A 13,113-nucleotide genomic window follows, 5' to 3' on the forward strand; every position below is an offset into this window, starting at 1 on the left:
AGCCGCGGTCGGCGCTGCGGAACCGGTCGTGCACGAGGACCGCGTCTCGCAATAAGTTGAGCGAAATTCCGCTCCGACGTGTAACTTCGGCCGGCAGAAGCCCGTATCTCAGGGCGTGGACTTCCCGCGCACGGAGAATGACATGCTTGACCGCCGCATCCTGCTCACGACTGTCGCCGGCCTGTTCGGCCTTTCCGCCTTGCGCTGGCTGAGAGGAACACCTGCCGAGGCCGGCGAGAAGGCCGCGCAAAAGTTCGAGATCACGAAGACGGAAGCCGAATGGCGCGCCCAGCTCACGCCGCAGCAATATGAGATCCTGCGCAATCACGGCACCGAGCGGCCCGGCTCCAGCCCGCTGCTGAAGGAGAAGCGCAAGGGCATCTTCGCCTGCGCCGGCTGCGACCTGCCGCTGTTTACGTCGGAGACCAAGTTCGAGAGCGGCACGGGCTGGCCGAGCTTCTATGCGCCGATCGAAGGCAATGTCGGCAAGACCGAGGACCGCAGCTACGGCATGGTCCGCACCGAGGTGCATTGCCGGCGCTGCGGCGGCCATCTCGGCCATGTCTTCGACGACGGCCCGAAGCCGACCGGATTGCGCTATTGCATCGACGGTTTCGGCTTGGTCTTCCACCCCGCGGCGGCGTCGGCGACGTAGGTTTCGCGGGAGTCATTCCGGTCCTGCGGACCGCTCCGGAACGACAGGATGTCCCGGCAATTGTTGCCGGTCCCGGCAAATGTGCCCCGGTCGTCAGACCGGGGCTTTTTCATTAAGTCATTGATTTCCTGAAGATACCCGCATTGGCATAGGCCTTGCGACGTCTCTTTCCGATTGCGGCCATGGTCGACCGGCCGCCGAGATCGGATTTGGAGACAAAGTTATGGGTATCTTCGATGCAATGAACACCTCGGTGGGTGGCCTGCAGGCGCAGTCCTTCGCGCTGCAGAACATTTCCGGCAACATCGCGAACTCATCCACCACCGGTTACAAGGGCATCGGCACCAGCTTCGTCGACCTCATCCCGGACTCCTCGGTCCCGAGCAAGCAGGTGGCAGGCGGCGTGCAGGCCAACGCCAAGGCCACCATCACGACGCAGGGCACGATCTCGTCCTCCAGCGTCGCCACCAACATGGCGATCACCGGCGACGGCTTCTTCTCGATCCAGAAGGCGAGCGGCGTCGTCGACAACGTGCCTGTCTTCACCGGGGTGACCTACTACACGCGGCGCGGCGACTTCCAGCTCAATGCCAACGGCAACCTGGTCAACGGCGCCGGCTATTACCTGATGGGCGTCACCGTCGACCCGAAGACCGGCAACCCGACCGGCAGCGTGGCGAACGTGCTGCAATTCCAGAACAACTTCATTCCGGCGCAGGCGACGACCTCAATCCAGTACGCGGCGAACCTGCCGACCCAGCCGAACACAGTGGCGAAAACCACGGCCTCGACCGGCACATTGCTCGCGGCCGGCGGTCTCAACCCGTCCGATTTCGCCGCCAACCCGCTGCCGGTCGGCACGCCGCCGGCGCCCTATGCCAACGCGACCGTCTCGGGCGCGGCCGCAACCGGCAACATCCGCTCGGCTTATTCGTCAACGACGGCCACCGGCACGGTTGCGCTCCAGAACAATTCCTCGGCGGTGGCTTCGACGACCACGTCCCTCGACAATACCGCCGGCACGCATCTCGCCTCCAGCATTCTGACCGCGCTAAGCGGCCAGACGCTCACAATCAACGGCAACACCATCACCTTCAACGGCGGCACCACGGTCTCGACCGTCGGCAACAACACCACGATCGGTCTCGGTGCGGGTACGACGGCGACTGTGGCCGACATCCTGAACGCGATCCAGACGGCCGGCGGGGCCGGCGTCACCGCTTCGCTCTCGGTCAGCGGCAATATCCAGATCGCGACCGGCACCGGCACCGACGTCGCGATCGGCAGCGGCACGGCCGCCACCGCGCTCGGCATCAGCAGCGTGACGCGTGGCGGCAACGTGCTGTCCTCGCCTGCAATCTCCGGCGCGACGGTGCTGAGCGGCTCGGCCACCGCCGGCGGTGCCCAGGTGCTCACGTCGGGCTTTTCCCCCGGCGACACCATCACCGTCAACGGCCAGACGCTGACCTTCATGGCCTCGGGCGCCTCGGGTGCGAACCAGATCAACGTCACCGACAACGTCACGACCCTGCTCGGCAAGATCGATGCGCTCTCCGGCGCTTCGGGGTCGTCGGTCAGCAGCGGCGGCGTGATCACGCTGAACACCGGCACCGTCTCCAACCTGACGGTCTCCAGCTCCAACAGCGCGGCCTTCTCCGCGCTCGGCTTCACCTCGACCATCACCAGGAATCGCGAGGGTGGCGGCACGGCCGGCACCGGCGGCGTGATCGGCAACGACATCGCCACCTTCACCAAGGAATCGATCAGCGGCGGCGCGGTGACCGCCTACAACGCCGCCGGTACGCCGGTGAACCTGCAATTGCGCTGGGCCAAGACCGACAGTGCCTCGCTGGGCGCGGGTCATTCCGACAGCTGGAACCTGTTCTACCAGACCGACCCGAACGCGACCGGCACGACGGTCGGATGGGTCAATACCGGCCAGACCTTCACCTTTGCCGCCGACGGCTCGCTGACCTCGCCGAGCGGCTCGGGCATCACCATCAACAATGTCACCGTCAGCGGCCAGTCGCTCGGCTCCGTCGCCTTCAACATCTCCTCCGGAGGGCTGACGCAATATGCCAGCACCAGCGGCGCGGTGACGATCAACACCATCACCCAGAACGGCTACGCCGCCGGTCAGCTCCGATCGGTCGCCGTCAACAACAACGGCGTGGTGGTGGGCACCTTCTCCAACGGCCAGAACCTCAACCTCGCGCAGGTGCAGCTGTCGCATTTCAACGGCACCAATTATCTGAAGGCGATGGACGGCGGCGCCTATGCCGCGACCGAACAATCGGGTGACGCCATCGACGGCGCTTCGGGCACCATCAGCGGCTCGTCGCTGGAGGGATCCAACACCGACATCGCCGACGAATTCACCAAGCTGATCGTGACCCAGCAGGCCTATTCGGCCAACACCAAGGTGATCACGACGGCAAACTCGATGGTGCAGGATCTCCTCAACGTGTTGCGCTGATCGGCGCGTGACGTAACAAAGGCGGGCCAGTGATATGGGTTTGAGTTCAGCCCTCGCCAGCGCGATGAGCGGTCTGCGTGCCAACCAGGCCGCGCTCTCGATCGTCTCCTCGAACGTCGCCAATGCGCAGACGCCGGGTTACGTCGTCCAGACGCCGAACCAGATCGAGGTCACCACCGGCGAGTTCGGCGCGACGGCGATGACGACCGGCGTCAGCCGCCTGCTCGACACCTATGTGCAGAACCAGCTACGGACCGAGACCGGCGGCGGCGGCTACGCCGACCAGATGGCCAACATCCTGAAGCAGCTTCAGAATGTCTACGGCACGCCCGGCAATTCCGGCACGCTCGAAAGCGCGCTGAACAAGTTCACCACGGCGCTGCAGGCGCTGTCGACCAGCTCGGGTGCGTCGTCGGCGCAGACCGTGGCGCTCGGGGCGGCCCAGGCGCTCGCGACGCAGCTCAACGTCACCACCAAGGGCATCCAGTCGCTGCGCTCCAACGTCGAACAGGATCTCAGCAATTCGGCGCAGGCCGCCAATGCGGCCATGAAGCAGATCGCCGACATCAACACCAGGCTCCAGGGCCTATCGGCCAACGATCCCTCGGCCGCAACGCTGATGGACCAGCGCGACCAAGCCATCAACACGCTGTCGAAATATGTCGACGTCCGCGTCACCACCGACAATTCGAACCAGGCCAACATCTACACCACGACCGGCATCCAGCTGGTCGGCGCCGGGCTCGCCTCGGAATTCTCCTTTGCCTCCGCCGGCGCGCTGTCGGCAACGTCGCTCTACAACATCGACCCTGCCAAGTCCGGCGTCGGCGCGTTCAACATCAAGCTCCCGAACGGCTCGCAAGTCGACGTCGTCGCCAACAACGTGGTGTCGTCCGGCCAGATCGCGGCCGACCTGAAGCTGCGCGACGACATTTTGGTGCAAGCGCAGAACCAGATCGACCAGCTCGCCGCCACGATGGCGAGCGCGCTGTCCGATAAGGCCACGGCGGGCAGCACGGTCACCGGCCCGCCGGCCGGCTTCGATCTCGAGCTTGCCGGTGCGCTGCCGGGCAACACGGTCAACATCACCTATACGGACACGGCGACCAACACGCAGCGCCAGATCACGCTCGTCAACGTGACCGACCCCGCTGCGCTGCCGCTCCAGAACGCGACCAACGCCAACCCGATGCGGATCGGCGTCGACTTCGCCGGCGGCATGAGCGCGATCGCCTCTGCGCTGAACACCGCGCTGTCGGGCACGCATCTGTCGTTCTCAGCCGCCCCGTCGCCGGCGACCGCCACGACGCTGCGGGTGACCGACGACAACACCGGGCTTGCCAAGGTCGGTTCGGCCTCGACCACCAAGACGATCTCGTCGCTGACCTCGGGCAATCCGCAGCTGCCGCTGTTCACCGACGGCGGGCAGGCGCTCTACACCGGCGCAATCACGGCGTCGGGCTCGCAGATGACCGGTCTTGCCGGGCGCATCGCCGTGAACACGCAGCTCGTGACCGATCCGACCCGGATGTCGGTCTACAATACTTCGCCGGTGACGCCCGCAGGCGACACCACGCGTTCGGACTATCTCTACTCGCAGCTCACCAGTGCAGTGTTTTCCTATTCGCCGCAGAGCGGCCTCGGCTCGGCGAGCCAGCCTTTCACCGGCAGCGTCTCGAACTTCCTCCAGCAGTTCTTGAGCGTGCAGGCCAACGCCGCGACCCAGGCGACCCAGCTCCAGCAAGGCCAGAGCGTCGTGGTCTCGACGCTCCAGGCCAAGTTCGACTCGACCTCCAAGGTCAACCTGGATTCGGAGATGTCGAACCTGATCCAGCTTCAGAATGCCTATGCCGCCAACGCCCATGTCATGTCGGTGGTGCAGACCATGATGAACACGTTGATCCAGGCTCAATTGTAAACAGTAACAGGGCTCCGAAAGATGGCGATCAGCAGCATCAACTATTCTTCGTCGATCCTCGGCGCGCAGATCCGCAACATCAATCAGCAGCTCACCGACCTCTCGACGCAGCTCTCGACCGGCAAGCTGTCGCAGAACTATGCCGGCATGGGGACGAACGAGGGCTTTGCGATCGCCGGGCGCGCGCAGCTCTCCAACATCGCCGGCTATACCGACACGATCACCAACGTCAACGTCAGCATCAACCTCGCCAACACCGCGCTGCAATCGCTGACCAAGATCCGCAGCACGGTGCAGACCGGCTCGGCCTCTACCGCGCAGGACCTCAACGTCAACGGCCAGACGATTGCCCAGAACACCGCCGCCGCCCAGTTCGGCTCGATGGTCGGTGTCCTCAACACGCAGACCGGCAGCCGCTATCTGTTCTCCGGAACGGCAGTCAATACCCAGTCGGTCGCCGATGCCGGCGACATCATTAACGGCACCACGACACAGGCCGGCTTCAAGACCGTCATGGCCGAGCGCCAGGCCGCGGACCTAGGGACCAGCGGCATGGGCCGCCTGGTGCAGACGCAGCCGACGGCAAGCTCCGTGCAGGTGTCGGAGGACGTCGCCGGATCGCCGTTCGGCCTCAAGATCAAGGCGGTGTCCTCGACGCTGACAGGCGCGACCGTCACCGGCCCGAGCGGCTCGCCGGTGTCGTTCTCGGTCGATCTCAACGGCGTCAATCCGAACAACGGCGACAAGCTCAGCATTCAGTTCACCCTGCCGGACGGCACGACCGAGCAGATCGACCTGACGGCGTCCTCGGCAACGCCGACGCCGCTCGGCAGCTTCGCGATCGATGCGAGCACGCCCGTCAACCCGAACAATACTGCTGCGAATCTCAACACGGCGCTGAACACCGCGATTCAGAAGCTCGCCAACACCTCGCTGGTGGCGGCATCGGCGATCGTTGCGGGCGACAACTTCTTCAACACCGCGAGCTCTGCGATCGGCACCCCCGTCAACAACCAGACGGCGCCGGCGGCCCCGGTCACCGGCGCGACGGCGCTATCGGGCGCGAGCCCCTCGGACTCGATCTCGCCGGGCTTCGTCGCAGGCGATACCATCACCGTCAACGGGACCACGCTGACCTTCGTGGCCTCGGGCGCGACCGGCAACCAGCTCAATGTCACCGACAGCATCCAGACCCTGCTGAGCAAGGTCGACGCGATCACCGGGACCTCGAAGCCTTCGACGGTCCATGGCGGCTCGATCACGATCAACACCGACGATGCGGCGAGCCTCAACATCACGACGTCGAACACCGGCGCGCTGAGCGCGCTCGGGTTCAGCTCGACGCCGGTGACCGCCACGCAGCCGCCGCTGCGCGTCGGCTCCTCGCCTGCGAGCTCGGCGACCACGCTGGTGAACGGCTCGGCCAATACGGTGAAATGGTATTTGGGCAATGACGGGCCCGGCTCGGCGCGCTCGACCGCGATGGCGCGGGTCGACGATGCCGTGACGGTGCAGTACGGCGCCCAGGCGAATGAGGATGCGATCCGCCGGCAATTGCAGGCGATCGCGGTGTTCGGCACCTTCTCGACCTCGCCGACGGGGCAATATTCGGGCGGGCAGGTCTCGGCGCTGAGCCTGCGCACGACCCAGGCGCTGACCCAGCAGCCCGGACAGCAGCGCATCGAGGACATCCAGACCGACATCGCGATGGCCCAGAACACGATGAAGGACGCGAGCACGCGCCAGACCCAGGCCAAGGCGCAGCTCCAGACCATCATTGACCAGGCGGAATCGGCTTCGCCCGACCAGGTCGCGAGCGAGATCCTGGCGCTGCAGAACGCCCTGCAGGCGTCCTACCAGGTGACCTCGAACCTGGCGCAGCTCTCGCTCGTCAAGTTCCTGTAATGAAGCGTTAAGACGCCGTTAACCATGCCTGTTTACCTCTTGGTGAGGATTGCAAGCGGGGGCGGAGCGGTCGATGTCGGACAAGATGCAGCTGGTTGTGGCGACGCCTTGCTTCGGCGGGCAGGTGTCGAGCATCTATGCGAGCTCGATCTTCGCGCTGCAGCGGGCCGTGCACGGCATGTCCAATCTTGAGCTCAAGGTGCTCCTGCGCGACGGCGACGCGCTGATCACCCGTGCGCGGGCCAACCTGGCCGCGATGTTCCTGGACGATCCGAAGGCGACGCATTTCCTGTTCATCGATGCCGATATCGGCTTCAAGCCGGAGCAGGTGTTCCGCCTGATCGAATGCGGCGCGGACGTCGTCGCCGGCTGCTATCCGATCAAGCGGGTCAACTGGGACAAGGCCGCGCGGGCGATCCAGTCGGGTCGGGCCGACGTGCCGGCCGCCTCGCTCGACTACGTGCTCGAGATCGAGGATCCCGACCGCATCGTGGTGGTCAACGGATTCACCCGCGTGCGCTATGCCGGCACCGGCTTCCTGATGATCCGGCGTCACGTGCTGGAGGCGATGTGCCGCCACCCCGACTACGCGAACCTCCAGTTCTTCCGCGAGCATTCCCATGATGCGCTGGCGGCGAGCCGGAACCGGTTCGCGCTGTTCGAATGCATGATCGATCCGGCGACCGGCACCTATCTGTCCGAGGACTTCGCCTTCTGCAAGCGCTGGACCGATATCGGCGGCGAGATCTGGGCCGACATCCAGAGCCCGCTCGACCACGTCGGGCCGTCGGTGTTCCATGGCGACATCGCCTCGCAATTCGCAGCTGCGCCTGCGGCGGCCGATGCCGCGGCGTGAGCCTTTCGGGATGAGCGGCGGCCCATCCCCTCGGCCCGAGATGCAATGCGCCGCCGACGGCGGCTCGCGTTATCGCCTGCGCGACCTCTTCACGCCGCTCGACACGCTGCTCGTTTCCGGCGGAGATCCGCGCCTGGCGCTCGATCCCACCGGCCGCGCCAACGCCTATGGCTGCCCGGCTTCGCCGGAGCCGGAGGTGTGGAATTTCGCCTCGTCGACCGCGTCGACGATCTCGCAGGCGGCCTATGACCGCGCCGTGCTGGCGCGTGAAGAGCTGATGCACAAATGCCTGCTCGACGAGGTCGAGCTCGCTTTCGATGCACGCTGCGAGGACATGCGCCACGAGCTGCGCGGTCATCTCCAGCTCTCGCCGCGCGTCGACGTGGTGTTCTCGCCGTCCGGCACGGACTCCCAGCTCCATGCCCTATTCCTGGCGCGCACGATGCTCGGCGCGCGGCCGGTGACGATCGTGGTCGGCGCCGACCAGACCGGCAGCGGCACGGCCCATACCGCGCGTGGACATCATTTCAGCACCCTGACGGCGAGCGGCTTTGCGGTTCGCAAGGACGGCGAGGTCGCGGGGCTGGCCGGCGCCAGCATCTCGCTGCCGTTGCGCGCGCCGGGGGCCGGGATCGCGATGCGCACGGATGCCGATGAAGCGGTGCTGCATGCGGTCGAGGCCACGATCGCGCAAGGCGCGCCCGTGCTGCTCCAGATCATGGATTCCTCGAAGCTCGGATGGCGTGCACCGAGCGCGGCCTGCCTCGACGAGATCGCGCGGCGCTGGCCGCGCAAAGTCCAGATCGTCGTCGACGCCTGCCAGGCCCGGCTCGGCCGCCGGCGGCTGCGCTCCTATCTCGACCGCGGCTATATGGTGCTGATCACCGGCTCCAAATTCTTCGGCGGACCTGCCTTCAGCGGTGCACTGCTGGTGCCGAAGGGCCTGTCGCGGTCGCTCGCTCGCGTCGAGGGGATCGCATCTGGAATCCGTGACTACGCCGGCCGCTGCGATTGGCCGATGACCTGGACGGCGCTGCGTTCGCGCTTCGAGCGCCGTCCGAATTTCGGTCAATGGCTGCGCTGGGAGGCGGCGCTGGCCGAGATCGGCAGCTACTACGGCGTGCCCGGGGCCTTCCGCGCCGGGATGCTCGCCGAGCTCGCTGCCGGCATCGACAGCATGATCGCATTGTCGCCGTCGTTGCGCGCTGTTGCGGCCGCGACCCACGCGGCCGGCATCGACGACGAGGAATTCGTGCAGCCGACCATCTTTCCGTTCACGCTGCTGCGCGACGGCAAGCCGGTTTGTGTTGCCGAGACCGCTTCTGTTCATCGCGCGTTGGCGCGTGATGTCAGCCAAGAGATCAACGGCAGCACGGAGGACCGTCAGGTCGCCGCGCAGCGCTGCCTGATTGGCCAGCCGGTGCGGCTGGAGTGCCAGGACGAGACGCCGCAGGCCGTGCTGCGCCTCTGCGTCGGCGCGCGGCTCGTGGCTGAGGCCTGGTCGCCGGACAGGGCGGAGGCGCAGCGCAACGTGCAGCACCTTCTCGACCAGATCGCCCACGTCCTGGTGAAGATCGAGCTGCTGCTCGCCGGTGGCGCAGCGGCCGTGCCGGTAAAGTCCGCGTTCGAGGTGTGAGATGCAGCATCCGGTTTCCCCGCCGATCGGCCTGACCGCGGCGAACTATGCCGACCGCATCGGCTTTGCGCAGCTGACGCGCCGGGCCTTCGAAGGCGTCGATCTGCATCCGTTGCGCGATCAGCTCGTCGCGCGCATCGCGGCGGGGACCGCGCTGGCGGGCGAGGGGCTGGACCTGTCGTTGATCACCCAGCTGCTGGGTGACAAGGATCGGGGGCTTGCGATCCAGTCCGAGGTGCTGGCCTTCCATCAATTGTTCCGAACGCCCAGCGCAGCTCCGAAGTCGGGCCTGCGCCTGCTCGCGCTTGCAGCCGACATCGACATGGGCGGCAACACGCCGATCGATTTCCTGCTCGAAGGCTCCGATGTCGAGCTGTTGACGCTCTATGTGATCAAGGGCGTCGGTTTGCCCGAGACCTTGCCGGAGCACGACGTGGCCATCGTGGTCGCGTCCGATTCCGAGGAATGCCGTGAGGCGCTCGCGCTGATCGAAGGGGCCGCGCCGCACTGGCCGCGGCCGCTGCTTAATCGACCCGATCGCATCGGCAATCTCGATCGCGACAAGCTGTATCGGCTGCTAACGGACGTGCCCGGCCTCGACATTCCCGCGACCATCCATGCAACGCGCGCGCAATTGTCGGACCTCGCGCAGGCGCGGATCGCATGCGAGGACATCGCCGGCGAATTGCACTTTCCGATGATCGCACGGCCGCGCGGTTCGCATGCCGGCGTCGGGCTCGCGAAGCTCGACGATGCGGCGGCTCTGGCGGCCTATCTCGCCGAACGGAAAGAGCAGGACTTCTTCGTCGCACGCTTCGTCGATTATGTGAGCCCCGATGGGCTCTACCGCAAGTATCGCCTCGCCATGGTCGACGGCAAACCGTACGCGTGCCACATGGCGATCGCCGACCGTTGGGACATCTGGTATCTCAACGCCTACATGGCCTTCAGCGAAGAGAAGCGGGCCGAGGAAGCCGTCTTCATGCGCGACTTCGATCATGCTTTCGGCGAGCGCCACAGAAACGCGATCGAGGAGATGAGCCGGCGCGTCGGCCTCGACTATTTCATCGTCGATTGCGCCGAGAACGCGGATGGCGAGCTTCTGGTGTTCGAGGCCGACAACACCGCCGTCGTGCACAACATGGATTCGCCGGTCGTGTTTCCGTACAAGCCGCCGCAGATGCGCAAGATCTTTTCCGCGTTCACGGCGATGCTGTTGCGGCATGCGAAGACGGGCGCGGAGAGCGCAGCATGAACGAGATCATCCGCAATACGCAAAGCTCCGTCGCGAATACCCCGCTAGATCCGCAGGACTGGAGCGAGTTTCGCGCGCTGGCCCACCGCATGCTGGACGAGACGATCGACGGCATTGCCAACGTTCGGGCGCGCCCCGTCTGGCGGCCGATTCCCGATGACGTGCGCGCGGCCTTCAGGGCGGACGTGCCGCGCGAGGCGAGCGACCTCGCGGAGGTCTATCGCGAATTCTCCGAGCATGTTGCGCCCTATGCGACCGGCAACGTCCATCCCGGCTTCATGGGCTGGGTGCATGGCGGCGGCACCGCCGTCGGCATGCTCGCGGAGATGCTCGCGGCCGGCCTCAACGCCAATCTCGGCGGACGCGACCACATGCCGATCGAGGTGGAGCGCCAGATCGTCGACTGGATGCGCCGCCTGTTCCTCTTTCCCGAGAGCGCGAGCGGCATCTTCGTCACCGGCACGTCGATGGCCAATCTGATGGCCGTGCTGGTGGCGCGCACCACCGCGCTCGGCACGCTGGCGCGGCAGCACGGCATCGGCAATGATGGTGCGCTGCTCACGGCCTATACGTCGCAGGCAGCGCATGGCTGCATCTCGAGGGCGATGGACATTGCCGGGCTCGGCACCGATGCGCTGCGCAAGATCGCCGTCGATGCCGATCATCGCATCGACGTTGGCGCATTGCGCGCACAGATCGCCGTCGATCGCGATGTCGGCTTCAAGCCTTTCCTGGTGGTCGCATCCGCCGGCACGGTCGATATCGGGGCGATCGACGACCTCAGGGCGATCGCTGCGTTGTGCCGCGAGGAAGGAATGTGGTTTCACGTCGACGGCGCTTTCGGTGCGCTCGCAATCCTGTCGCCGGAGCTTGCGCCGCTGCTCGGCGGCATCGAGCTTGCGGATTCAATCGCACTCGACTTCCACAAATGGGGGCAGGTGCCGTATGACGCTGGCTTCCTGCTGGTGCGCGACGGCGAGCAGCATCGGCAGGCCTTCGCGCAGCCGGCGGCCTATCTGAGCCGCGAGGCGAGGGGGCTTGCGGCGGGCGCGGTCTGGCCCTGCGATCTCGGCCCTGATCTGTCGCGCGGCTTTCGTGCGCTGAAGACGTGGTTCACGCTGAAGACGTTCGGCACCGACCGGCTGGGCCGGGCAATCGCACGAAGCTGCGCGCTCGCCAAATATCTGGAGGCGCGTGTGCTGGCCGAACCACGGCTGGAATTGCTGGCACCGGTCAATCTCAACATCGTCTGCTTCCGCTATCGCAGCGGCGATGCGGTCAATCGCGAGATCGTCGCCGACGTCCAGGAGTCCGGCATCGCTGCGCCATCGAGCACGACACTGGACGGAAAGTTCGCGATCCGCGCCGCGATCGTCAATCACCGCACCGAGGAGGCGGACATCGATGCGCTGGTCGCAGCCGTGCTGCAGTTCGGTGGACAGCGGAGCGGCGGAGTGATCGAAGTCGACGCGCCACCGCTCGTAGCGCAATAACTTGACGAACGTCTGAAACGACAACGGCCCCGGAGGCGATCCGGGGCCGTTGTCGTTGGCGCGAACGCCTGTATCAGGCGGCGGTGCTGACGTCGTCCTTGTCGGCTGCCGCCTTGGGATGAGTGGCCTCGAACTGGTTGCGCAGCTTCTCTTCATAGGCGATCAGCTTGCGGGCTTCCTTCAGCGCCCGATAGAGGTCGCCGTTCAGGATGTTGTTGTTGATGCCTTCGATGATCGGCCAGGAGCTCGGCACCGCGGTGACGATGTCCCGCACCAGGTTGAAATAGGTGCCGTGCTGGGTCTGCGGATCCGGGGAGATGTACATGAGCTGGACCGCCAGATAGACGAGCTTGGCGGGTGTGTCGGCGGTCTCCGGCGTGAGGATGTCGCGCTCGCGCAGGATCGGCACGTTCTCGCCATCGATCAGGAGGCGGGCCCGCTGGTCCGTGTTGGTGATCACGGAATTGCCGACGATGATGCGTTCGTGCGGTTTGAGCTCGACCTTGAGGGCCATTCCTGTTCTCCATCAACGCTTTCGTAACCGAGCGTTCGTTGCGGCCTATCAGGACGTGATTCTCGCTCGCAACTAGTTAACGAGCTGTAAATTTGAGCCATCCCCGCCAAAAAGCTCAATGCTTTCAAGGACAGGATTGGCGCGGTGGTGCTGCTAGGCGCGTCGCTTCCGAGGCCGAATCACGTGTGACCGGGCAAAAGCGCGGGTTTCATTTCATGTTTCGTTAGAGGTCTCGGCGGCACGGTCCGCCGTCGCTGGGTCCATCGCGATCCAAGCAGACGTGTAACAGTAGCGTCGTTTACCAGAAAGGTAACAGAGTCATGTCAGGCATCGTCCTCTCCGCATCGGTTCGTCAGAACCTGCTCTCCCTCCAGTCCACCGCTGATCTTCTCGCCACCACACAGA

9 protein-coding genes are annotated in these 13,113 nt (G+C 65.6%); 8 read left to right on the forward strand and 1 reads right to left on the reverse strand.

The genetic code is table 11. The annotated features are described in order from the left end of the window. The first annotated feature begins 142 nt into the window (after positions 1-142). The 8 genes from msrB to XF30_RS14970 all read left to right on the forward strand — a co-directional run bounded on the left by msrB (position 143) and on the right by XF30_RS14970 (position 12,194). On the forward strand, positions 143-655 hold the full coding sequence (msrB, locus tag XF30_RS14935) for a peptide-methionine (R)-S-oxide reductase MsrB (protein WP_036015643.1): 513 nt from the start codon (positions 143-145) through the stop codon (positions 653-655). 223 nt (positions 656-878) lie between these two features. Further along, positions 879-3,131, forward strand: coding sequence for a flagellar hook-basal body complex protein (locus XF30_RS14940; RefSeq protein ID WP_036030178.1), 2,253 nt, complete (start codon positions 879-881; stop codon positions 3,129-3,131). A gap of 34 nt (positions 3,132-3,165) precedes the next feature. Further along, positions 3,166-5,049: a flagellar hook-associated protein FlgK gene (flgK, locus tag XF30_RS14945; RefSeq protein WP_109143175.1), complete on the forward strand. Its 1,884-nt coding sequence runs from the start codon at positions 3,166-3,168 to the stop codon at positions 5,047-5,049. 21 nt (positions 5,050-5,070) lie between these two features. Then, positions 5,071-6,954 (forward strand): flagellar protein, encoded by a 1,884-nt coding sequence (locus tag XF30_RS14950; protein ID WP_036030173.1) that lies wholly within the window; start codon positions 5,071-5,073, stop codon positions 6,952-6,954. Between the two features lie 73 nt (positions 6,955-7,027). After that, complete coding sequence (locus XF30_RS14955; RefSeq protein WP_109143176.1) at positions 7,028-7,810, forward strand: hypothetical protein; 783 nt, start codon at positions 7,028-7,030, stop codon at positions 7,808-7,810. Between the two features lie 10 nt (positions 7,811-7,820). Further along, a complete protein-coding gene (locus tag XF30_RS14960; RefSeq protein ID WP_192893146.1) occupies positions 7,821-9,446 on the forward strand; it encodes a hypothetical protein in 1,626 nt (541 codons plus the stop codon). Between the two features lies 1 nt (position 9,447). Next, positions 9,448-10,701, forward strand: coding sequence for an ATP-grasp domain-containing protein (locus XF30_RS14965; RefSeq protein ID WP_109143178.1), 1,254 nt, complete (start codon positions 9,448-9,450; stop codon positions 10,699-10,701). Beyond that, positions 10,698-12,194: a pyridoxal phosphate-dependent decarboxylase family protein gene (locus tag XF30_RS14970; RefSeq protein ID WP_109143179.1), complete on the forward strand. Its 1,497-nt coding sequence runs from the start codon at positions 10,698-10,700 to the stop codon at positions 12,192-12,194. The genes XF30_RS14965 and XF30_RS14970 overlap by 4 nt, the downstream gene beginning before the upstream one ends. A gap of 73 nt (positions 12,195-12,267) precedes the next feature. Here XF30_RS14970 and flbT read toward each other — a convergent pair whose 3' ends face one another. Continuing rightward, positions 12,268-12,708: a flagellar biosynthesis repressor FlbT gene (flbT, locus tag XF30_RS14975; RefSeq protein ID WP_036015664.1), complete on the reverse strand. Its 441-nt coding sequence runs from the start codon at positions 12,706-12,708 to the stop codon at positions 12,268-12,270. Between the last annotated feature and the right edge of the window lie 405 nt (positions 12,709-13,113).

The organism is Bradyrhizobium sp. SUTN9-2, assembly GCF_003122645.1.
Taxonomy (GTDB): Bacteria; Pseudomonadota; Alphaproteobacteria; order Rhizobiales; family Xanthobacteraceae; genus Bradyrhizobium; species Bradyrhizobium yuanmingense.